The organism is Terrabacter sp. GCM10028922, assembly GCF_042666095.1.
GTDB lineage: Bacteria > Actinomycetota > Actinomycetes > Actinomycetales > Dermatophilaceae > Terrabacter.
The window spans coordinates 122,134-142,640 of record NZ_JBHTFG010000016.1 but is presented as its reverse complement, the minus strand read 5'-3'; the positions used below and the strand labels follow the sequence as shown (position 1 = coordinate 142,640).

The 20,507-nt window shown below is 71.3% G+C and carries 21 protein-coding genes and 2 tRNA genes; 9 read left to right on the top strand and 14 right to left on the bottom strand.

Annotated features, from left to right (window positions below):
• Window positions 1-121 precede the first annotated feature (121 nt).
• Both ACFQU3_RS16115 and ACFQU3_RS16110 read left to right on the top strand, forming a co-directional pair.
• Window positions 122-355, top strand: a complete 234-nt coding sequence (locus ACFQU3_RS16115) for an Lrp/AsnC family transcriptional regulator (RefSeq protein WP_030146698.1) — start codon at window positions 122-124, stop codon at window positions 353-355.
• A 59-nt stretch (window positions 356-414) separates the two neighbouring features.
• The gene (locus ACFQU3_RS16110) at window positions 415-810 is read left to right on the top strand and encodes a DUF3515 family protein (RefSeq protein ID WP_385911542.1); all 396 of its coding nucleotides are present in this window, start codon (window positions 415-417) and stop codon (window positions 808-810) included.
• 25 nt (window positions 811-835) lie between these two features.
• Here the strand turns inward: ACFQU3_RS16110 and ACFQU3_RS16105 are convergent, their stop codons facing one another.
• Window positions 836-1,975, bottom strand: coding sequence for a D-alanine--D-alanine ligase family protein (locus ACFQU3_RS16105; protein ID WP_385911540.1), 1,140 nt, complete (start codon window positions 1,973-1,975; stop codon window positions 836-838).
• 49 nt (window positions 1,976-2,024) lie between these two features.
• On the opposite strand from ACFQU3_RS16105, the gene ACFQU3_RS16100 reads away from it, so the two are divergent.
• Window positions 2,025-3,107 carry a trans-sulfuration enzyme family protein gene (locus ACFQU3_RS16100; RefSeq protein ID WP_385911538.1) on the top strand — a complete coding sequence of 361 codons (1,083 nt, stop codon included), beginning with the start codon at window positions 2,025-2,027 and terminating at the stop codon, window positions 3,105-3,107.
• A gap of 98 nt (window positions 3,108-3,205) precedes the next feature.
• Here the strand turns inward: ACFQU3_RS16100 and ACFQU3_RS16095 are convergent, their stop codons facing one another.
• Both ACFQU3_RS16095 and ACFQU3_RS16090 read right to left on the bottom strand, forming a co-directional pair.
• Window positions 3,206-4,210, bottom strand: a complete 1,005-nt coding sequence (locus tag ACFQU3_RS16095) for an NAD(P)H-dependent glycerol-3-phosphate dehydrogenase (RefSeq protein WP_385911536.1) — start codon at window positions 4,208-4,210, stop codon at window positions 3,206-3,208.
• A complete protein-coding gene (locus ACFQU3_RS16090) occupies window positions 4,207-5,007 on the bottom strand; it encodes a lysophospholipid acyltransferase family protein (RefSeq protein ID WP_385911534.1) in 801 nt (266 codons plus the stop codon). Before ACFQU3_RS16090 ends, ACFQU3_RS16095 begins: the two co-directional genes overlap by 4 nt.
• A 113-nt stretch (window positions 5,008-5,120) precedes the next feature.
• Between ACFQU3_RS16090 and cofC the strand changes: the two genes are divergently transcribed.
• Window positions 5,121-5,999, top strand: coding sequence for a 2-phospho-L-lactate guanylyltransferase (gene cofC / locus ACFQU3_RS16085; RefSeq protein WP_385911532.1), 879 nt, complete (start codon window positions 5,121-5,123; stop codon window positions 5,997-5,999).
• 215 nt (window positions 6,000-6,214) lie between these two features.
• Here the strand turns inward: cofC and ACFQU3_RS16080 are convergent, their stop codons facing one another.
• From ACFQU3_RS16080 to leuC, 3 genes are all read right to left on the bottom strand, one after another.
• Window positions 6,215-6,940: an HU family DNA-binding protein gene (locus ACFQU3_RS16080; protein ID WP_385911530.1), complete on the bottom strand. Its 726-nt coding sequence runs from the start codon at window positions 6,938-6,940 to the stop codon at window positions 6,215-6,217.
• Between the two features lie 285 nt (window positions 6,941-7,225).
• Window positions 7,226-7,819: a 3-isopropylmalate dehydratase small subunit gene (gene leuD, locus ACFQU3_RS16075; protein ID WP_385911529.1), complete on the bottom strand. Its 594-nt coding sequence runs from the start codon at window positions 7,817-7,819 to the stop codon at window positions 7,226-7,228.
• A 3-nt stretch (window positions 7,820-7,822) separates the two neighbouring features.
• Window positions 7,823-9,268 carry a 3-isopropylmalate dehydratase large subunit gene (leuC, locus tag ACFQU3_RS16070; protein WP_385911527.1) on the bottom strand — a complete coding sequence of 482 codons (1,446 nt, stop codon included), beginning with the start codon at window positions 9,266-9,268 and terminating at the stop codon, window positions 7,823-7,825.
• 142 nt (window positions 9,269-9,410) lie between these two features.
• On the opposite strand from leuC, the gene ACFQU3_RS16065 reads away from it, so the two are divergent.
• The 3 genes from ACFQU3_RS16065 to fgd all read left to right on the top strand — a co-directional run bounded on the left by ACFQU3_RS16065 (window position 9,411) and on the right by fgd (window position 12,490).
• A complete protein-coding gene (locus ACFQU3_RS16065; protein ID WP_045191628.1) occupies window positions 9,411-10,163 on the top strand; it encodes an IclR family transcriptional regulator in 753 nt (250 codons plus the stop codon).
• A 305-nt stretch (window positions 10,164-10,468) separates the two neighbouring features.
• Window positions 10,469-11,407 (top strand): L,D-transpeptidase family protein, encoded by a 939-nt coding sequence (locus tag ACFQU3_RS16060; protein WP_385911525.1) that lies wholly within the window; start codon window positions 10,469-10,471, stop codon window positions 11,405-11,407.
• Window positions 11,408-11,482: 75 nt separating this feature from the next.
• Window positions 11,483-12,490: a glucose-6-phosphate dehydrogenase (coenzyme-F420) gene (gene fgd / locus ACFQU3_RS16055; RefSeq protein ID WP_385911523.1), complete on the top strand. Its 1,008-nt coding sequence runs from the start codon at window positions 11,483-11,485 to the stop codon at window positions 12,488-12,490.
• Here the strand turns inward: fgd and ACFQU3_RS16050 are convergent.
• Window positions 12,483-12,992: a DUF4188 domain-containing protein gene (locus ACFQU3_RS16050; RefSeq protein ID WP_385911521.1), complete on the bottom strand. Its 510-nt coding sequence runs from the start codon at window positions 12,990-12,992 to the stop codon at window positions 12,483-12,485. The two genes, fgd and ACFQU3_RS16050, sit on opposite strands and share 8 nt — an antisense overlap.
• 73 nt (window positions 12,993-13,065) lie before the next feature.
• Between ACFQU3_RS16050 and ACFQU3_RS16045 the strand changes: the two genes are divergently transcribed.
• The gene (locus tag ACFQU3_RS16045; RefSeq protein ID WP_385911519.1) at window positions 13,066-13,698 is read left to right on the top strand and encodes a MerR family transcriptional regulator; all 633 of its coding nucleotides are present in this window, start codon (window positions 13,066-13,068) and stop codon (window positions 13,696-13,698) included.
• A gap of 93 nt (window positions 13,699-13,791) precedes the next feature.
• Here ACFQU3_RS16045 and ACFQU3_RS16040 read toward each other — a convergent pair.
• The 7 genes from ACFQU3_RS16040 to ACFQU3_RS16010 form a co-directional block, all read right to left on the bottom strand.
• Window positions 13,792-13,864: transfer RNA gene (locus ACFQU3_RS16040), tRNA-Glu, on the bottom strand.
• A gap of 91 nt (window positions 13,865-13,955) precedes the next feature.
• Window positions 13,956-14,027 (bottom strand) — tRNA-Gln (locus ACFQU3_RS16035).
• 58 nt (window positions 14,028-14,085) lie between these two features.
• A complete protein-coding gene (locus tag ACFQU3_RS16030; protein ID WP_385911517.1) occupies window positions 14,086-14,841 on the bottom strand; it encodes an HAD family hydrolase in 756 nt (251 codons plus the stop codon).
• On the bottom strand, window positions 14,838-15,482 hold the full coding sequence (locus ACFQU3_RS16025; RefSeq protein ID WP_385911515.1) for a GNAT family N-acetyltransferase: 645 nt from the start codon (window positions 15,480-15,482) through the stop codon (window positions 14,838-14,840). Before ACFQU3_RS16025 ends, ACFQU3_RS16030 begins: the two co-directional genes overlap by 4 nt.
• Before the next feature lie 15 nt (window positions 15,483-15,497).
• The gene (gltX, locus tag ACFQU3_RS16020; protein ID WP_385911513.1) at window positions 15,498-17,117 is read right to left on the bottom strand and encodes a glutamate--tRNA ligase; all 1,620 of its coding nucleotides are present in this window, start codon (window positions 17,115-17,117) and stop codon (window positions 15,498-15,500) included.
• A gap of 32 nt (window positions 17,118-17,149) precedes the next feature.
• A complete protein-coding gene (locus ACFQU3_RS16015; protein ID WP_385911511.1) occupies window positions 17,150-17,929 on the bottom strand; it encodes a fumarylacetoacetate hydrolase family protein in 780 nt (259 codons plus the stop codon).
• 42 nt (window positions 17,930-17,971) lie between these two features.
• Window positions 17,972-19,435 carry a nitroreductase family protein gene (locus tag ACFQU3_RS16010; protein WP_385911509.1) on the bottom strand — a complete coding sequence of 488 codons (1,464 nt, stop codon included), beginning with the start codon at window positions 19,433-19,435 and terminating at the stop codon, window positions 17,972-17,974.
• 69 nt (window positions 19,436-19,504) lie between these two features.
• Between ACFQU3_RS16010 and ACFQU3_RS16005 the strand changes: the two genes are divergently transcribed.
• On the top strand, window positions 19,505-20,389 hold the full coding sequence (locus tag ACFQU3_RS16005; RefSeq protein ID WP_385911507.1) for a 3-methyladenine DNA glycosylase: 885 nt from the start codon (window positions 19,505-19,507) through the stop codon (window positions 20,387-20,389).
• The last annotated feature ends 118 nt before the right edge of the window (window positions 20,390-20,507 follow it).

The window sequence follows — 20,507 nt, the reverse complement described above, 5'->3', positions numbered from 1 at the left end:
ATGGCAAGGTAGCGTCAGGGCACGGTCGCAGTCACACTGAGGCCTGCCGTTCCGACCGGTCGTCCGACACCACCAACGTCTCGGGCGACCGTCCAACGATCGACACACAGTGAGGTGACACGTGGTTCAGGCGTACATCCTGATTCAGACCGAGGTGGGCAAGGCCGCGAGCGTGGCGGAGCAGATCGCCGGGATCTCGGGCGTCACTCTGGCCGAGGACGTGACCGGCCCCTACGACGTCATCGCGCGCGTCGAGGCCTCCAACGTCGATGACCTCGGCCGGCTCGTCATCGCGAAGCTCCAGGACGTCCCGGGCATCACCCGGACCCTCACCTGCACGGTCGTGCACGTCTGAGGCTGACCCTGACCAGACGTCAGCACTTCTCGACGGCGGCGCTCATCGGCGCCGCCGTCGTGCTGTCCGCGTGCAGCCGGCCGCCCGAGGTCGCCCTGGCACCCCAGGCGTCGGCGCCCGCGTGCGCCTCGGCCGCGTGGCCGGCCGAGGTGAGCGGCCACCAGCGGGTCGCGACGCAGCCCGACTACGGCTCCGTCGCGGCGTGGGGCGAGCCCGCGATCATCGCCCGCTGCGGCCTCGACCCGCTCGGGCCGACGACCGACGACTGCGTCACCGTCGACGGCGTGGACTGGGTGGTGCGCGCCCTCAGCGACGGCTCGGCCGCCACGACCTACGGCCGCGAGCCCGCCATCGAGGTCCTCGCACCGGCGCAGTACGGCGCGGTGCCCCTTCTCCTACCCGCCTTCACCAGCCTCGCGAGGACGCTTCCCGAGAACGGTCGCCGCTGCACCTGAGGCGTACCGAGACGTCTGCCGTGCGTCAGCGCAGGCCGGTGCGCCGCTCGAGCGCGAGCGAGATGAGCTCGTCGATGAGGTCGGGGTAGTCGAGCCCTGACGCCGCCCACATCCGCGGGTACATCGAGTGCGGAGTGAAGCCCGGCATGGTGTTGATCTCGTTGATGATGACGCGTCCGTCGTCGGTGTAGAAGCAGTCGACGCGGGCGAGCCCCTCGCACCCGAGCGACTCGAAGGCCTCGGCCGCGAGGCGGCGGACCTCCTTGCCGACCTCCTCCGGCACGTCGGCCGGGCAGCTGAGGTCGACGTCCGCCTCGACGAGGTACTTCGCCTCGAAGTCGTAGAAGGAGTGGTTGTCGTGCACGACGATCTCGGCGACCTCGGAGGTGCGCGGCCCGTCCAGGCCGTGGCCCTCGAGGACGGCGCACTCGATCTCCCGGCCTGCGATGCCGGCCTCGACGAGGACCTTGGGGTCGTGCTGACGGGCCGCCTCGATGGCGGCCTCGAGGTCGGCCGGGTCGTCGACCTTCGTGATGCCCATCGACGAGCCCGCACGGGCCGGCTTGACGAAGACCGGGTAGGCGAGGCCGGCGCAGGCATCCATCGCGGCGGTGGGGTCGGTGCGCCAGGCGCGGTCGGTGATGACGGCATACGGCCCGATGGGAAGGCCGTGACCGGCGAAGACGACCTTCATGTAGTGCTTGTCCATGCCTGCGGCGGAGGCGAAGACGCCCGAGCCGACGTAGCGCACGTCGGAGAGTTCGAGGAAGCCCTGGAGCGTTCCGTCCTCACCGAACGGACCGTGCAGCAGCGGGAAGACGACGTCGACGGTGCCGAGCTCCTGTGGCGGCTGTCCTGCCTCGAGCACCGTGAGCGCGGTCTCCCGCGTCGACAGCGGCAGGACGACGTGCGCGTCGCTCGGCTCGACCTCGGGCGTACGGCCCGCCGTCAGCTCGAAGCGGGACGGGTCGTCGGCGGCCAGCACCCACTGGCCGTCACGAGAGATGCCGATCGGCACGATGTCGTACTTGCTGCGGTCGATGGCTCGCAGCACCCCCGCTGCGGTGGCACAGGAGACGGCATGCTCGGAGGAACGTCCTCCGAAGACGATGGCGACGCGCGGGGGGCGGCTCGGCTGGTCGGGCTGGGGCTGGTCCGTGGTCATCAGACGAGACTCTATCCGGAACGCGCGGGGCCGCTCGTACGCTGAGGGCGTGGCCTCAGACGCGGATCAGCACCTGCACGTCGAGACGTTCCTCGTCTCGGCGGGCCGTCCCGACCGCTCGGCGGGCTCCTCGGTCAACGTGCCCGTGGAGCTGACGTCGACGTATGCCGCGGACGGCCCGGTCAACTACGCCCGCTCGGGCAACCCGACGTGGAACGCGTTCGAGGAGGCTCTCGGCGGCCTCGAGGGCGGCCGCGCGCTCGTGCACGCCTCGGGCATGGGAGCCATCTCGGCGGCCCTCTCGCTCGTGCCGGTCGGCGCCACCATCGTGGCGCCCGACCAGACCTACAACGGCACCGGCGACCTGCTCGTCGCCCACGAGAAGGCCGGCGGCACCGTCGTGCGCGTGCACGCCTCCGACACGGCCCGGTTCCTGGCCGCCCTGGAGTCGGCGGACCTGCTGTGGATCGAGTCCCCCACCAACCCGCTCATGGACGTCACGGAGCTCGACGTCGTCCTCGCCCGGGCTCGCGAGCTCGGTGTCACGAGCGTGGTCGACAACACGCTATCGACGCCGCTGCTGTGCCGCCCCCTCGAGCTCGGTGCCGACGTCGTCGTGCACTCCGTGACGAAGTACCTCTCCGGCCACAGCGACGTCGTCCTCGGCGCGACCGTCGTCGCCGACACCGACCGCGGGCGCGAGATCGGCGAGCGGCTGCTGCGCCACCGGACGCTGCACGGCGCCATCGCGGGACCGCTCGAGGTGTTCCTGGCCCTGCGTGGTCTGCGCACCCTGTCGCTGCGCTTCGAGCGGGCGAGCGCGACCGCGGCCGAGCTCGCCCGGCGCCTCGAGGGCCACCCGTCGGTCTCGCGGGTGCGCTACCCCGGCGCGGGCGCGATGCTCTCCATCGACGTGGCCGGCGACGCCGACGCGGCCGAACGGGTCTGCGACGCCACCCGGCTGTGGCTGCACTCGACGAGCCTCGGCGGCGTCGAGTCCCAGGTCGAGCGCCGCCGCCGTCACCCGACCGAGTCCGAGCAGGTGCCACCCAACCTGCTGCGCCTGTCGGTCGGCATCGAGCACGTCGACGACCTGTGGGCCGACCTCGACCAGGCGCTGCGCACCCTCTGACGACACCATCGACCCCGCAACACACCGAGCAACCACCAACGCACCGGGATCGGATGCCGGTGCGTTGGTGTTTGCTCGGTGTGTTGCTGTCGGGTGGCTCAGTGCTTCTCGGCCTTGAGGTCGCGCGACATGAGGCGCGGGCCCACCTCGCTCGCCGAGTGGCCGTCGCGGATGACGGCGACGACCTGCTCGCAGATGGGCATGACGACGTCGTGCTGCTCGGCGAGGGTGAGGATCGACTCGCACGACTTGACGCCTTCGGTCGTCGTGCGCAGCTCGGCGGTGGCCTCGTCGACCGTGCGCCCCCGACCGAGCCGCACGCCGAAGGAGTGGTTGCGCGACAGCGGCGACATGCACGTGGCGATGAGGTCACCGACACCGGCGAGCCCCATGAACGTCTGCGGGTGCGCGCCGAGCGCGAGCCCCAGACGGGTCGTCTCGGCCAGGCCGCGCGTGATGATCGTGGCCTTGGTGTTGTCGCCGAACCCCATCCCCTCGGCCATGCCCGAGGCCAGCGCGACGACGTTCTTCGTCGCACCGCAGACCTCGGCGCCGATGACGTCGGTGTCGGTGTACGGGCGGAAGTACGGTGTCGCGCAGGCGCTCGCGACGCGCTCCGCGGCCGACATGTCGGTGCACGCGACGACGCCCGCCGCGGGCTGCTTGCGGGCGATCTCGGGCGCGAGGTTGGGACCGGACACGACGACGATGCGGCCCTGCTCGACGGACGCGGCCTCGGCGATGACCTCGCTCATGCGCATCGTCGTGCCGAGCTCGACGCCCTTCATGAGCGAGACGACGGGCGCCCCGGCGGGGATCGCGGAGCCCCACTGGGACAGGTTGGCGCGCAGCGTCTGCGACGGAACCGCGAGCACGACGATGTCGGCGGCATCGAGCGCCTCGTCGGCCTCGGTCGTGGCACGGACCGACGACGGGAGGTCGAGCTCGGGCAGGTAGGCCTCGTTGCGACCGGCGTTGATCGCCTCGGCGACCTCCGGGCGCCGCGCCCACATCGACACGTCACACCCGGCGTCGGCGAGGATCACCCCGAACGCGGTGCCCCAGTTGCCGCTGCCCATGACAGCGACGCGCGTCGGGCTCACGGCTGGTCCTCGGCGCCGTCGGCAGCGCGCTTGCGGCGCCTGCCGTCGGGCTGCCGCAGCGGGTCGCCCGTCTGGGGCAGCCCGTGCCGGCGGGGGTCGAAGCGCTCGGTCGGCCGCTTCTCCTCGCGCAGCACCTCGAGCAGCACGGTGATGCATTCCATGAGCCGGTCGGTCGCCTCGCGCAGCACCTTCGTGTCGATCGGGCGCCCGTAGAGGTCCGACAGGTCCACGGGCGGACCGGCATACATCATCATCGTCTTGCGCGGGAGGATCGAAGGGCGGTGGCCGTAGGGCGCCAGGATCTCCTGGGCGCCCCACTGCGCGACGGGGATGAGCGGGCAACGGGTCTCGAGCGCGACGCGGGCGGCGCCCGTCTTGCCGCGCATCGGCCAGAGGTCGGGGTCACGCGTGATCGTGCCCTCGGGGAAGATGCCCACCGCCTTGCCGGCATGCACGGCCTCGACGGCTGCGCGGTAGGAGTCGGCGGCGGCGACCGTGTTGCGGTAGACGGGGATCTGGCCGCACTTCTTGAGCAGCCACCCGACGACGGGGATGGCGAAGAGGCTGTCCTTGCCGAGGAAGTAGGCCTCGCGCCCACTGTCGAACATGAAGTGGGCGAAGACGAGCGGGTCGGCATAGGAGATGTGGTTCGGCGAGACGACGAACCCGCCCTCGGCCGGGAGGTTCTCCAGTCCGCGCCAGTCTCGCTTGGTCAGTCCCATGAGCAGGGGACGGAGCAGGAACGCCACGAACCGGTAGGCCCACGGCAGCCGCCTCGAGCGCGCGCCGGCTGTCACAGTCCACGTCCTCCTCGTCGGGCGCACGCCGGTCGACGTCGCTGGCCTTCATCTTGTCCACCTCACGGCGCGGTGTCGAGCAGCGCGGCGGCGAGTGGGACGATATCGCCAGCATGACGACCTTCCCCACCGCACCTTCCGAGACCCTCGTCCCCGAGCGGCCCGTCGACTGGCACGTGGTCGTCCCCGTCAAGGACACGGGGCACGGCAAGTCGCGCCTGGCCCGTGCCGTGGGCTCGGACCGGGCGGAGCTCAGCGCCGCGATCGCGAACGACACGCTCGCGGCGGTGCTCGATGCCGTAGGGCCCGACCGGCTCGTCCTCGTGACGGGCGACGTCCCCCTCGCAGCCGCCTGGCGGGCACGGGGCGCACACGTCCTCACCGACCCTGGCACCGGCCTCAACGGCGCGGTCACGGAGGGTATGCGGCACGCCGGGCCGGGAGCGCCCGTGGCGGTGCTGCTCGGCGACCTCCCGGCCCTCGACGCAGCGTCGCTGGAGACGGCGCTCGCGGCCGCCGGAGGCGCCGGCGAGTCGTTCGTGCCGGATGCCGACGGCACGGGCACCGTGCTGCGGTGCGGGACGGGCTTCACGCCGAGGTTCGGCGCCGACAGCGCGTCGCGACACGCTGCCGACGGGGCCGTGCTGCTCGACCTGCCCCTCCCCCGGCTGCGCACCGACGTCGACGACGCCAGGAGCCTGTCGCGCGCCCGCCGGCTCGGCCTGGGGCCCGCGACACTCGCCGTCCTCGAGCACCGGGCGTCTGGTTGGATCAGGAGCATGCAGGCAACGGTTCACCGCTTCGACCCCGAGACGCACACGGGGAGCGTCCTGCGCGACGACGGCGTGGAGCTGAGGTTCGAGGCCCCTGCGTTCGACGCGAGCGGGCTGCGGTTGCTGCGGCTCGGCCAGCGCCTCACGGTCGACGTCGTCGACGACCTCGTCGTCGGTCTGCGCATCGTGGGCATCGGGGCCGGCCAGGCCATTCACTGACGGGGCACTGGTGCTGGCTCGATGCGGGTCGATGCGAGTCGGCCCTTCGTCGATGCGGCCCTTGACGTCACCAGGCACGCGAGTCGACTCGCACCGACGAAGCAGATCGGCCCACCTGAGTCCGCGCATGCACGTGGGCCCGGCCGCGGCCGGGCCCACTCCATGTCCACGTCCCAGACCGTCACTGCCCTATGGCGTGTGACGGAGGGTGACGGTCACCTCGCGGCGGTCTTCCTGGCGGTCGTCTTGCGCGCGGTGGTCGTCTTGGCGGTGCCCGTGGTCGTCGTCTTCTTCGCCGCGGTCTTGGCCGGAGCGGCCTTGGTGGCCGTCTTCTTCACCGCGGTCTTGGCCGGAGCGGCCTTGGTAGCCGTCTTCTTCACGGCCGTCTTGGCCGGAGCGGCCTTGGTAGCCGTCTTCTTCACCGCGGTCTTGGCCGGAGCGGCCTTGGTAGCCGTCTTCTTCACCGCGGTCTTGGCCGGAGCGGCCTTGGTAGCCGTCTTCTTCACCGCGGTCTTGGCCGGAGCGGCCTTCGTGGCCGTCTTCTTCACGGCCGTCTTGGCCGGAGCGGCCTTGGTAGCCGTCTTCTTCGCCGCGGTCTTCGTCGCCGGGACCGCCGACGAGCCGGCGGAGGCGCGTGAGGCGGCGGACTCGGTCTTCGAGAGCTTCTTGGCGCCGGAGACGACCTCCTTGAAGTTGGTGCCCGACCGGAACTTCGGGACGCGGGTCTTCTTGATCCTCACGGTCGCCCCCGTCTTGGGGTTGCGGCCGGTGCGCGCGGCCCGGTCGGCGCGCTCGAAGGTGCCGAAACCGGTGATGCCGACCTTGCCGCCCTTGGCGACCTCGCGGATGACGACGTCGAGGAACGCCTCCAACGCATCGGATGCGACCTTCTTGCTGCCGAGCTTGCTCTCCAGCGCGTCGATCAGTTCTGCCTTGTTCACGTCTTCCCCTCCAGAGGACTGTCGGCGTCAGGCGACCCGACGATGTGCGTCCGGAACCGGTCCGGCTACCTCCTGACGTTAGGCCGACTCGCCGTGCGCGTCCATCACCAATCGCTGGGTTTTTCGTTGTGTCGCAAGGACTTTGACGTCCCCTTACCCCTCCGGGGAACCGATCGAAGTCCTGGGCAGAACGTCCGGATCGTCCACATACGAGAGCGGATCCCATTGCGTCGCAATGGGATCCGCTCTGTCGTCACCTCGGTTGAGGCGCCGAACCGCTCGGGGTCAGGCCGGCGTGGTGACCGGTTTGTGGCTCGGACGCACCGACTCGAAATCCGCGACGAGATCCTCGTGTCGCAGGGTGAGTCCGATGTCGTCGAGCCCCTCGAGAAGCCGCCAGCGCGTGTAGTCGTCGATGTCGAAAGGGGCCACGATCTCGCCGGCGTGCACGGTACGACCGACCAGGTCGACGGTGATCTCGGCGCCGGGGTTGTTCTCCAGGTACTTCCAGATCAGCTCGACGTCGTCCTGGGCGACGATCGCCGTGAGCAGGCCCTGCTTGCCGCTGTTGCCGCGGAAGATGTCGGCGAAGCGCGAGGAGATGACGACGCGGAAGCCCCAGTTCATGAGGGCCCAGACGGCGTGCTCGCGACTCGACCCCGTGCCGAAGTCCGGCCCGGCCACGAGGACCGAGCCATCGGCATACACCGGGTTGTTGAGGACGAACGACTCGTCCTTGCGCCAGGCTGCGAAGAGACCGTCCTCGAACCCGGTGCGCGTGACCCGCTTGAGGTACTCGGCCGGGATGATCTGGTCGGTGTCGACGTTGCTGCGGCGCAGCGGGACGCCGATGCCGGTGTGCGTCTCGAACTTCTCCATGGCTCAGGCCTCTCCGGTCGTCGCGGACGCGAGCTCGCCCTGGGGCTGGCCCGCGGCCTGCAGGTCGGCGGGGCTCGACAGGGTGCCCCGGATGGCGGTCGCGGCCGCCACGAGCGGGCTGACGAGGTGGGTACGGCCACCCTTGCCCTGGCGACCCTCGAAGTTGCGGTTGGACGTGGACGCGCTGCGCTCCCCCGGCGCGAGGGTGTCGGGGTTCATGCCGAGGCACATCGAGCAACCGGGCAGGCGCCACTCGGCGCCGGCCTCGGTGAAGATCTTGTCGAGCCCCTCCGACTCGGCCTGGAGTCGCACCTTGGCCGACCCCGGCACGACGAGCATGCGTACGCCGTCGGCGACGCGCTGGCCACGGACGACGTCGGCCGCGGCACGCAGGTCCTCGATGCGGCCGTTGGTGCACGACCCGACGAAGACCGTGTCGACCTTGATGTCACGCAGCGGCGTGCCGGCCTCGAGGCCCATGTACGCGAGCGCGTTGGCGGCAGCGACGCGGTCGCTCTCGTCGGCGAACGACTCGGGGTCGGGCACGGAGTCGGAGAGCGGCAGGCCCTGCCCGGGGTTGGTGCCCCACGTGACGAACGGCGTGAGCGCGGAGGCGTCGAGGTCGACCTCGGCGTCGAAGACGGCGTCGTCGTCGGTGCGCAGCGCGGTCCACTCGGCGACGGCGGCGTCCCAGTCGGCGCCGGTCGGCGCGTGGGGACGACCCTTGAGGTAGTCGAACGTGGTCTGGTCGGGCGCGATCATGCCGGCACGGGCACCGGCCTCGATCGACATGTTGCAGACCGTCATCCGGGCCTCCATCGACAGGGCCTCGATGGCCTCGCCGCGGTACTCGATGACGTAGCCCTGGCCGCCGCCGGTGCCGATCTTGGCGATGACGGCGAGGACGATGTCCTTGGCGGTGACTCCGGCAGGCAGCTGCCCGCGGACGTTGACCGCGAGCGTTCGGAACGGCTTGAGCGGCAACGTCTGGGTGGCGAGCACGTGCTCGACCTCGGACGTGCCGATGCCGAAGGCGAGTGCCCCGAAGGCACCGTGGGTCGAGGTGTGGCTGTCGCCGCAGACGACGGTCATGCCGGGCTGCGTCAGACCGAGCTGGGGGCCGACGACGTGGACGATGCCCTGGTCGGCGTCGCCCATGGGATAGAGGTGGACGCCGAACTCCTCGCAGTTGCGACGTAGCGTCTCGACCTGGATCTTCGACACAGGGTCGGTGATGGGGCCGGGCGTCGTCGGGACGTTGTGGTCCTCGGTGGCGAGCGTCAGGTCCGGCCGGCGGACCGAGCGCCCGGCGAGTCGCAACCCGTCGAAGGCCTGTGGGCTGGTGACCTCGTGGAGCAGGTGAAGGTCGATGTAGAGGAGGTCGGGCTCCCCCTCGGCGCGGCGTACGACGTGTGCGTCCCAGACCTTCTCGGCCAGTGTCCCTGCCATGACTTCCCTCCGCGGCGGCGTTCCCTGTGTCGAGCGCGTGCGCCATCGAGGACCTGGTCGCGACATCGCTCTTGGGCAAGCGTGAACCTTTTGTAGGCTCAGTGGATTGACGTCTCAGTGCCTGAGACGTCAATATCAGTGCATGGACAACTCATCTGGTGTCGGTGTTCTCGACAAGGCCGCCACGGTGCTCGGAGCCCTCGAGGCGGGTCCGGCCACCCTCGCCCAGCTCGTCGGCGCCACCGGACTCGCCCGTCCGACGGCCCACCGCCTGGCGGTCGCTCTCGAGCACCACCGACTCGTCTCACGCGACATGCAGGGCCGCTTCGTGCTGGGCCCGCGGCTCGGCGAGCTGGCCTCGGCCGCCGGGGAGGACCGCCTCCTCGCCGCGGCCGGCCCGGTGCTCGGCGCCCTGCGGGACCACACCAACGAGAGCGCGCAGCTGTTCCGCCGTCAGGGGGACCAGCGCATCTGCGTCGCGGCCGCAGAGCGGCCGGTCGGCCTCCGCGACTCGATCCCTGTGGGCGCGACCCTGTCGATGCTCGCCGGGTCCGCCGCCCAGGTCCTGCTCGCGTGGGAGGAGCCCGACCGGCTGCACCGCGGGCTCCAGGGCGCGGCCTTCACGGCCACGGCGCTCTCCGGCGTGCGTCGTCGCGGCTGGGCTCAGAGCGTTGCCGAGCGCGAGGCCGGAGTGGCATCGGTGTCGGCACCCGTGCGTGGCCCGTCCGGTCGCGTCGTGGCCGCCGTGTCGATCTCGGGCCCCATCGAGCGCCTGTCCCGGCAGCCCGGCCGTCTGCACGCCGCAACCGTCGTCGCCGGGGCCAACAAGCTCACCGAGGTCCTCCGCCGCCACCACGCGATGCAGCAGCAACAGCAGCAGCAGCAGAACGCCTGACGCCGTCGGCGGTCAGGCGCCTTCTGAGCACACGCCGGCACGTCCGACAGCACCACACCCTTCGCACCACACCCTTCGCACCACCCCTTCGCACCACCCCTTCACATCGCCCCTTCGCGCCGCCCCGCCCATCGTCGTGCGGGCCCGCGAGGCCGTGCCGGATCCTGCCCCGGACCGGACATTGCACAACAGATCGGTCACGATCCGTGTCAGCACCCCCGCTCGGACAACCTTTTGCACGGTGACCGCGTCACCCTCAGTGCAGCGCACCAGCGCAGGCACGTCGGGTTCAGACAGGGGTCACGATGCACCGAGCCAGCTCTCCGTTCCGCTTCACGGGCGGTCTGCTCCGCGCCCTCACGCTCACGGGTGCCCTCGCGCTCGTCGCAGCCACCGCCGCGTGCACCCCCGACCAGGGCCCCGGCGTCGCTGCCACGCAGGTCGGCCAGACGGCACCGGGCTCCAGCTCGAGCGGCACGCCGGACCCCAGCGTCCCCACGGCGACGGATCTCCCCACGACGACCGCGCCGCCGACGACCGCCCCCGCTCCTCCGAAGCCGTCGCCGACGACCGAGAAGCCGGCCGCCCCCGTCATCGTGCTGCAGCGGGGCGACACCGGCCCCATGGTCCGTTCGCTCCAGGCGCGGCTGCGCCAGATCGGCTGGTTCGACGGCGACGTCAGCGACCGCTACGGGTCCCGCACGGCGGCATCGGTCCGGGGCTTCCAGGCCAAGCGCGGGTACGACGCCACCGGCACGCTCGACGAGCGCACCTGGGACAAGCTCGTCGGCATGACACACCGACCGACCGCCGACGAGCTGGCCAACGTCAAGCCCGAACCGGCGACCCCGGCTCCAGGCTCAACCTCGTGGGACGTCGACGAGCGCTGCATGACCGGTCGCGTCATGTGCATCAGCAAGTCGACCCGGCGCCTCACGTGGGTGGTCGACGGCGTGCCGCAGTACGGCTTCGACGTGCGCTTCGGCAGTGACGAGCTCCCCACGCGCGAGGGGGTCTTCGCCGTCTACAAGAAGAAGGTCGACGTCATCTCGAACCTGTACCACACGCCCATGCCGTACTCCATGTTCTTCTCCGGCGGCCAGGCCGTGCACTACTCCTCGAACTTCGCCCGCCTCGGGTACTCCGGCGCCTCGCACGGCTGCGTCAACGTGCGCAACAAGCCGCTGCTCATCCAGCTCTACAACGAGGTCCGGATCGGCGACAAGGTCGTCGTCCACTGGTGACCGCCCCTTTGAGGCCCGCCGAGCGCGCGGTCCTAGGCTGACAGGGTCACTCCCCCACGGCCCCAAGGAGTTCGCGTGCTCAAGGTTGGTTGGAAGGCTTCTGCGGAGCAGTTCGGTCCTCGCGACCTCGTCACGTACGCAGCGCAGGCCGAGCAGGTCGGGCTCGACTCGGTCTTCATCTCCGACCACTTCCAGCCGTGGCGGCACCGTGACGGGCACGCGCCGTTCGCGATGAGCTGGCTCGCAGCCGTCGGCGAGCGTACCGAGCGGGTGCTGCTCGGCACGTCGGTCATGACGCCGACCTTCCGCTACAACCCCGCCGTGGTCGCGCAGGCGTTCGGCACGCTCGGTGCACTGAACCCCGGCCGCGTCGTCCTCGGCATCGGCACGGGTGAGGCGCTCAACGAGGTGGCGGTCGGCGCATCCGGCTCGCCGTGGCCCGAGTTCAAGGAGCGGTTCGCCCGGCTGCGCGAGGCGGTCACGCTCATGCGCAGGCTGTGGACCGAGGAGCGCGTCGAGTTCGAAGGCGACTACTACCGCACCCACGCCGCCACGGTCTACGACCGCCCGGAGCAGCCGATCCCGGTCTATGTCGCTGCGGGCGGGCCACTCGTCGCCAGGTATGCCGGCAGGTCGGGTGACGGGTTCATCTGCACGTCAGGCAAGGGCCGGGACCTCTACGAGGACAAGCTCCTGCCGGCCGTCGACGAGGGGCTGGAGAAGTCAGGGCGCACCCGTGACGACATCGACCGGATGATCGAGATCAAGCTGTCCTACGACCGCGACGCCGGGCAGGCGCTGCACAACGTGCGCTTCTGGGCGCCGCTGTCCCTCAGCGCCGACCAGAAGCACGGAGTCGACGACCCGGTCGAGATGGAGCGCCTCGCCGACGAGCTCTCCGACGAGGAGATCGCGAAGCGGTGGATCGTGACGAGCGACCCGGCCGAGGCCGTCGAGGCCGTGCGCCAGTACGTCGACTGGGGGTTCGACCACGTCGTCTTCCACGCGCCCGGCCACGACCAGGGCCGGTTCCTCGAACAGTTCTCCGCCGACGTGCTGCCGGGCCTGCGCGAGCTCAGCTGACGGCGTCCACGGCCGGCGCGAGCCGGGCGTACCTGCGGCGGGCCCGGTCGTGCGTGGTTCCGAAGGCCTTGCCGAGTCCGGTGGCCGGCATGCCGAGGTAGAGGCTCTCGTGCGCGCCGGCCGGGACGGCATACGTCTCGTGCCAGACGCCGACGGCTCCTGTCGCCGCGCGGCTGCGCCGGTAGAAGGCGCTCCAGGCGGGCCGGTGGCGTCCCCCCGGGTCGTTGGCGTACGCGTAGATCGACTCGACGTCGCGCCAGTACTGCACGACGGTCGTCCCGCGCGCGCCGACGAGGCTGCGGGCCTCGAGGAAGCCCGGGTCGGGCCCCTCCCCGCGGTCGGCGGCGCCCTTGGCGGCGTACAGCTCCGCGATCATCCCCGGCATCGCCGTGAGGACCGGCACCCAGAGGTCGGGTCGCCAGGGCTGGTTGACCCGCATCCCGATGAGGAAGACGGCGAGATCGCCGTCGTGGGTGTGCGTGGCGTGTGCGAGGCCGGCCATGACAGGCCCTTCGGATAGTTCGACTATCCAATCTTGGAGAGTCATACTATCCAAAGTCAAGAGAGGAACCCCAGTGCGCATCTCCGAGCTGTCCGACCGCACCGGCGTGAGCATCCCCACGCTCAAGTACTACCTGCGGGAGAGGCTCCTGCATGCCGGCGAGACCCAGAGCGCGACCCGGGCCGTCTACGACGACACGCATGTCGAGCGGGTGCGGCTCGTGCGCACCCTCGTCGACGTGGGACGGCTCTCGATCGATCGGGTGCGCGAGGTCATCGACGCGCTCGAGCACCCGCCCGCGTCACGGCACCAGCTGCTCGGCGCCGTTCACGAGGCGCTGCGTCCCCATCAGGCTTCGGAGCCACCCACGACGGAGGCGGCCGACCGCGTCCGGGCGCTCGGCCTGGCCGACTGCGCGGAGTCGCGCGCGAGCAGCCAGCTCGCGCAGGCGCTGTCGGCGGCTGCCGCCGGCGGCTGGGTCGTCGACGACGCGACCCTCCGGGTCTGGCAGCGGGCCATGCGCACCGTCGCCGAGACCGACGTCGCCGAGGAGCTGGGCAGGATGGCACCGGGCGACGCCCTGCGCTACGCGATCGTCGGCACCGTGCTCACCGACCCGGTGCTGCTCGCGCTGCGCCGGGTGGCCCAGGAGGCCGTCAGCGCCGAGCGCTTCGGCTCGACCGACGCGGACGGGCCGCCGGCGTAGCGGTGGCTCGCCGCCCCGTCGCGGGCCCCGGAACGACGGAAGACCCCGGTCCAGTGGACCGGGGTCTTCCTCTGCTCCTCCGAGCAGTTCACGTAGCCCCGACGGGATTCGAACCCGCGCTACCGCCTTGAGAGGGCGGCGTGCTAGGCCGCTACACAACGGGGCCGTGAGCGGTACCGAGCGGACTCGGCACGAGAAGAAACCTTACCGTGAAGGCTGGATTTCTCCGAATCGGCTCACATGACCGTGAGCCGGAGCTGGGGTACCAGGACTCGAACCTAGAATGACGGAACCAGAAACCGTAGTGTTGCCAATTACACCATACCCCAAGGGGTTTCACTCCTCGCTGGCCTTGCGGTCAGCTACGGGGTGAACCGAAGAGGAATACTACCGGTCCCTGCGCGGAGGCCCAAATCGACGGTCGATGGCCTTCGCGACCTCGTCGAGAGCACGCACCGTGGCTACGGCCTCCGAGGTCCCGCGACCGCCCCGGTCGAGCCAGATGGCCCGCAGGCCGGCTGCCTCGGCGCCGAGAACGTCCCACTCGAGGCTGTCTCCGATGCAGACGACGCGACCCGGAGGAGCGTCGAGGAGCCGGCAGGCCTCGAGGTAGACGCGCGGGTCGGGTTTGCCGAAGCCCAGCGTGTCGGTGGTGACGACGATGTCGAAGCGCTCGACGAGGTCGAGGGCCTCGAGCTTCACACGGGTCGGCGCGGACGCCGAGTTGGTCAGCAGGGCCACCGGCAGGTCGACTCGCTCCGCGGCCGCCAGCAGGTCGACCACGTCGGGGAAGAGCCGCTGGGCGCTCCTGAAGGCCGGGGCGTACGCGTCGTCGAACGAGCGGTGGGCATCGCCCGGGACCTCGAGGCCGAACGCCGTCGCGACCTCGGCGAGGCGCCGTGCCCTCATGACGTCGAAGTCGACGTCGCCGGACGCGTAGCGCGGAAACCATCGCTCGGGGTCGTCGTAGTAGCGCTGGGCCATCGCGCGGTGGTCGTCGCCGGCCCGGTGCGGCCAGATCACGGCGGCCGCGTACGTGCCCGCCTCGACCATGGCCCGCTGTGTGTCGACGATGGTGTCGTCGACGTCGAGCAGCAGGGCCTGCACCCCGTCGAGAACGGTCTCGAGCCGTGGCGCGCTCACGCGACCGCCTCGACGCCGAAGAGGGGCAGGGCCGGTGCCACGCCGTCGACGACGACACCGTGGGACTGTCCCGAGCCGATCCACCTCGCCCGGTCGAGGCGCACGTGCTGGAGCGTCTCGCCCGAGTGCTCGAGGACCGACCGGTGCGTGTCGCGGTAGCCGAGGGCACGTGAGACCCCGAGCGACGAGGCGTTGTCGACGACAGCCGAGCTGACGGCGGCCTCCGCTCGGAGCGGGCCGAACGCGAGGGCCAGCACGGCGGCCCGCATCTGCTTGCCCAGGCCCCTGCCCCGCGCCGACGTGACGAGCCACGACGACGAGTCGACGGTGCGGTCGGAGCGCCAGTCGGGCCCTTCGAGCCACTGAACCCCGACGAGCTCGCCGCGGGACCGCACGACGAAGGGCAGCGCCCAGTCGTCGGGCGACCACAGGCCGAGCGCGCGCCAGTAGCCCTGCGCCAGGACAGCCCGGCGGTTCGCACGGTCGTCGAGGCCGGCATACCGCGTGGCGTGCGGGTTCATCTCGACGTCGTCGGGCAGCGCCGCCGCCAGGACGCCGAGCTCGCCTTCGGTCATGACCTGCAGGTCGAGATCGGCCGTACGCAGGTGGATGCCGTGCACCGGCCACACGTCAGTGCCCACGGGCCCGCCGACGCCTCAGACCGAGTCGCGCAGCGCGCGCAGGCGGGCGAGCGTCGACGTCTTGCCGAGGATCTCCATCGACTCGAAGAGCGGTGGGGAGATGCGCGCACCCGACACGGCGGTGCGAAGCGGCCCGAAGGCGAACCGCGGCTTGATGCCGAGCCCCTCGACGATGGCCGTGCGCAGCGCCTCCTCGATGACGGCGGCGTTCCACGCGCTGCCCGTGCCGAGGACGCCGGGCCCGTGGTCGTCGACGTCGCCGAGCACCTTCAGGGCCGCGTCGAGCACCGCAGGCGCGTCGTCCTTGAGCTGGGCGCGTGCGTCGTCGTCGATGACGAGCTGGTCGTCGGCGACGAAGAACGGGCGCACGAGCGCCGGCGCCTCGGTCAGCAGCGCGATGCGGGTCTGGATGAGCTCGGCGATCGCCTTGAGGCGGGCCAGCTCGCCCAGGGACTGCGTCTCGCCGAGGATGCCCTCGGTGACGAGGTACGGCAGCAGGCGGCCGGCGAAGTCGCCGACCTCGAGCGACCGGATGTAGACGCCGTTGAGCCAGTCGAGCTTCTTGAGGTCGAAGATCGGTCCGATCGGGTTGACCTTGGCCCAGTCGAAGGTGCGGCTGAACTCCTCGAAGGTGAAGACCTCGACGTCAGCACCCTCGGCGTCCTGCTGCGGCGGATAGGCCAGCAGCGCAAGGAAGTTCACGAGCGCCTCAGGCAGGTAGCCCTGCTCGCGGAACCAGGTCAGGCGCGCCGCGGGGTTCTTGCGCTTGGAGATCTTCGACTTGTCGATGTTGCGCAGGAGCGGCATGTGCGCGAACGTCGGCGGCTCGAGCCCGAGCCACTGGTAGAGCAGGACATGCTTCGGCGTCGAGCTGATCCACTCCTCGCCGCGCACGACGTGCGTGATCCCCATCTCGTGGTCGTCGACGACGACGGCCAGGTGGTACGTCGGGAAGCCGTCCGCCTTGAGGATGACCTGGTCGTCGGGGCGCGGCGCCGACACCTTGCCACGGATGACGTCGTCGAAGACGAGCGGCGCGTCATCCGGGATGAGCATGCGCACGACGGGTGACTCGGTGAAGCCGGGCAGCTCAGCCCGCTCCTCGCGGGTCTTGCCGACGCACAGGCGGTCGTAGCCGGTCGGCTGCTTCGTCTTCTGCTGGACCTCGCGCATCTGGTCGAGGCGCTCCTTCGAGCACCAGCAGTAGTACGCGCGGCGGTCCTCGATGAGCTTCTCGACGTAGGGACGGTACGTGTCGAGCCGCTCCGACTGGCGGTACGGCGCGAAGGGACCGCCGATGTCCGGCCCCTCGTCCCAGTGCAGCCCGAGCCACGCGAGGGTGTCGTAGAGCTGCGCCTCGCTGTCCTCGCGGAAGCGCACGCGGTCGGTGTCCTCGACGCGCAGGACGAACTGACCGCCCTGCTGACGGGTGAAGGCGAGGTTGAAGAGCGACATGTAGGCGGTGCCGACGTGCGGGTCACCCGTCGGGCTCGGCGCGACACGGGTGCGCACCGGACCACTGCCGTCGGACGTGCTCCGCCGGGCCTGCTCGGCCGGGCGGACCTCGACCTGCGCGTCACCCGAGGCGGACCCGGGAGGTGAACTGGACGGCATGCCTGATGTGTTGTCGCTCATGGTGCGACCAGCGTAGTGGGCGCCCAGAACTCTCAGCGACGCACGAAGGTGTTGGTCAGCGAGCCGATCCCCTCGATCTCGACGGTGACCTGCTGGCCCCCCTCGACGAGGCCGACACCCGCGGGCGTGCCGGTGAGGATGATGTCGCCGGGGAGCAGGGTGAACGCGGCCGAGGCGTACTCGATGATCGCGCCGATGCCGTGGATCATGTCGGCTGTGGAGCCGTCCTGGCGCACCTCCCCGTCGAGCGTCGTGACGATCGAGACGTCGGTCGGGTCGAGCTCCGTCTCGACCCAGGGGCCGAGCGGGCAGCTCGTGTCGAAGCCCTTGGCACGGGCCCACTGGCCGTCCGAGCGCTGCCAGTCGCGGGCCGTGACGTCGTTGGCGATGGTGTAGCCGTAGATGCACTCGGCGGCCTTCTCGGCCTTGACGCCCTTGGTGATCGTCTTGATCACGACGGCGAGCTCCCCCTCGTAGGAGACCTCGCGGCTGCCTGCCGGCAGCACGACGGGGTCGAACGGTCCGACGACGGAGGTGTTGGGCTTGAAGAACATCAGGGGCTCGGCCGGGGCCTCGCCACCCATCTCCCTGGCGTGGTCGGCGTAGTTCTTGCCGATCGCCACGACCTTGGAGCGCGGGATCACCGGCGCGAGCAGACGGACGTCCTCGAGCATGACCGGCGGCTGGCCGCTCGGCTGGATCCCGATGTAGAGCGGGTCGCCCGATAGCGGCGTGATCACCTCGCTGCCGGGGTCGCCCTGGACGATGCCGTATGCCGGGTCGTCCCCGGTCGTGTACCTCGCGATGCGCACGGGCCACAGCCTACGACGACGCCCGTCCACCGCCCCGCCCGGTCAGCGCGGCCAGACGATGGTGACGTCGGCGGGCGACCCGGGCAGCCCGCTCGGGCGGGTGCGGTACTCCGGCACGCCCACGCACGTCCACAGCAGACCGGCGACGTCCCGTCCGAGCAGGTGGGCCAGGTCGGAGTCGCGGAAGGTCATGCCCGACGCTGCTGCACCGAGGGCGTACGCCATGAGGTGGAGCCGGCCCTCGGCGAGACCCGACAGGAGCTGCACCTCGCGGTACGCGTGGTCGTCGAGGCCGGCCAGGTCGGTGCCGCTCATGACGACGAACGACGCATCGCGTGCCAGTCCCTGCTCGAGCGCGGCGGTGAAGAGCTCGGCGCGCACGGCCTGCTCGGGGAGGGGCCGCACCGGCGTGGTGACGTCGGGCCAGAGGTGGATGCCGGTGGGCACGTCGTCGACTCCGCTCACACCCACCCAGTGCGGCACGGTGACCCCCCGCAGCGAGGCAGCCATCGCATCGAGCAGGACGGGGTGCGGGACGGTGCGGTCCGGATGCAGCCGTCGGATCGAGCCCTTGCTCACGACGACGGCGTCGATGCTCGGGCCGGGGTCCGCCGAGACGAGCCGCACCGGGGCTCCGCGCTCGAGCTCGGGACCGAGCTGCGTCTGCTCCCCTGCCCGCTGCGCGGCGGTCACGAGCGGGAACTCGAGCCCGTCCGTGTCGTGGTGACCGGGAAGCGGGTCGCCGGTCGGGTGCACGGCGGGTCGTCCGGGGCCGAGAGCCACGAGGGCGACAGGGAACTCGTGCACCCGGTCGGCGCCCACCAGGGCAGCCACCTCGGCATCCGGGAAGCCCGTGAAGAGGCGGGCCGTGAGACCGGCTGAGTCGGCGAGGGCCAGCAGCTGCGCGAGCATCGTGCCGGCATCCCAGTAGATGTGGCGGAAGCCGCGCTCGCGGTATCGCCAGCCCGTGCGCCACGGCACTCCGGTGACGACGATCGTCGGTGCGTCGCCTGTGGGCGGTGGTCCGACGACGACGAGGGCGTGGGCCTCGGGGTCGTACCAGTGCAGGCCGGGTTCGAGGCCCTCGGCGGCCGCACCGCGCGGTACGGCGACGTAGAGCTCCAGCGGGAAGCGGGCGCCCGCCGACCCCGCCGCACGGAAGAGGACGACACCGCCGTCGGGGCGGGTGGTCCGCCGGGTCACGCCGGACGACAGGTAGAGCAGCCGGGCCAGACCGGGAAGGTCGAGCGCGGACGCGTCGACCCCGGCCGCTCCGGAGAGCACCGCCGTCGCCGGGGCCGACGACGCAGGCAGGTCGGCCGGCAGGAGGATCCGGTGCAGGTCGTCGTCGTAGCCCTTGTAGGGCCGGGGTCGCCGGGCCAGGTCATTGGGGACGAGGTCCTGGACGAGGCGGTCGTCGTCGGGGACCTCGGTCCACTCACGATCGGTCGAGTAGCAGGTCAGGCGGTGCAGCAGGTGGGTGGGCCGCTCGTCATCCGGTGCCATGTGGTCATCCTGCCTTCGAACAGCCCGCGCGCGGTGGGTCGGGCGCGAGCGATCGCCTACCCTCGTGGGGTGCAGGTCCTGGGTGAGCCGGAGTGGCGTGAGTGGACGGCGGCGCACGAGGCGCGGGTCGATGCCGCGACCGCCGCGCACCTGTCCCGCCGCCGCGGCCACCGCAAGCACCCTGTCGAGGACTTCCTCTTCACGTACTACGCCTTCAAGCCCGCCCAGCTGCGCCGCTGGCACCCGGGGGCGGGGGTCGGGCTCGACGGCGGGGCTCGGGCGCCGCAGCGCGAGTGGCGCTTCTACGCCCTCGATGGTGAACACGTACGGGTAGATGCGGACGCCTTCCTGGCCGCCCGCGGGGACACGGTCCGGTTCGTGCGCGACCTGCTCGTCCGCACGGCCGGACGGCCGGCGCGGTTCGGGTGCTTCGGCCTGCACGAGTGGGCCATGGTCTACCGCCTCGACCCGTCGGACGTCCGCCACGCGGGGTGGCCGCTGCGTCTGGGGCCGGAGGGCACCGACGCGGTCGTCGAGAGCCACCAGGTCGCCTGCTCACACTTCGACGCGTATCGCTTCTTCACCCCGGACGCCTTGCCCCGCAACGCTCTTCGACCGACGCGGGAGCGACAGGCCGAGTTGGAGCAGCCCGGCTGCCTGCATGCCGGGATGGATCTCTACAAGTGGGCGCACAAGCTCGTGCCCGCCATCGCGAGCGATCTCGTCATGGACTGCTTCGAGCTCGCGCGCGACATCCGCTCGCTCGACATGCGCGCCGCGCCGTACGACCTGCGCGAGCTCGGCTACGACCCGGTGCGCATCGAGACCGCCGAGGGCAAGGCCCAGTACGCCGCGGAGCAGCGCGGGTTCTCGGTCCGCGGCCAGGCGCTCCGGGACCGGCTCCTCGCGGCGATCGACCGGATCATGGCCACGGAGTCCGCGGCGCTCCCCTGACGCACTCCTGACGCACTCCCCCACCACCCTCCACTCGAGTGGGCAGTTTGCACCGGCCCCGGGTGGGCACCGGCGCGGGTGGACGTGCCTGCTCGACGTTCGGGAACGCCGTCTCCAG

Excerpts from the sequence above, each read along its gene's own strand:
- ACFQU3_RS16010 (WP_385911509.1), bottom strand. The coding sequence starts at position 19,435 with ATGGCACCGGATGACGAGCGGCCCACCCACCTGCTGCACCGCCTGACC.
- ACFQU3_RS16065 (WP_045191628.1), top strand. The coding sequence starts at position 9,411 with ATGGACAACTCATCTGGTGTCGGTGTTCTCGACAAGGCCGCCACGGTG.
- cofC (WP_385911532.1), top strand. The coding sequence starts at position 5,121 with ATGACGACCTTCCCCACCGCACCTTCCGAGACCCTCGTCCCCGAGCGG.
- ACFQU3_RS16060 (WP_385911525.1), top strand. The coding sequence starts at position 10,469 with ATGCACCGAGCCAGCTCTCCGTTCCGCTTCACGGGCGGTCTGCTCCGC.
- ACFQU3_RS16105 (WP_385911540.1), bottom strand. The coding sequence starts at position 1,975 with ATGACCACGGACCAGCCCCAGCCCGACCAGCCGAGCCGCCCCCCGCGC.
- leuC (WP_385911527.1), bottom strand. The coding sequence starts at position 9,268 with ATGGCAGGGACACTGGCCGAGAAGGTCTGGGACGCACACGTCGTACGC.
- ACFQU3_RS16050 (WP_385911521.1), bottom strand. The coding sequence starts at position 12,992 with ATGGCCGGCCTCGCACACGCCACGCACACCCACGACGGCGATCTCGCC.
- leuD (WP_385911529.1), bottom strand. The coding sequence starts at position 7,819 with ATGGAGAAGTTCGAGACGCACACCGGCATCGGCGTCCCGCTGCGCCGC.
- gltX (WP_385911513.1), bottom strand. The coding sequence starts at position 17,117 with ATGAGCGACAACACATCAGGCATGCCGTCCAGTTCACCTCCCGGGTCC.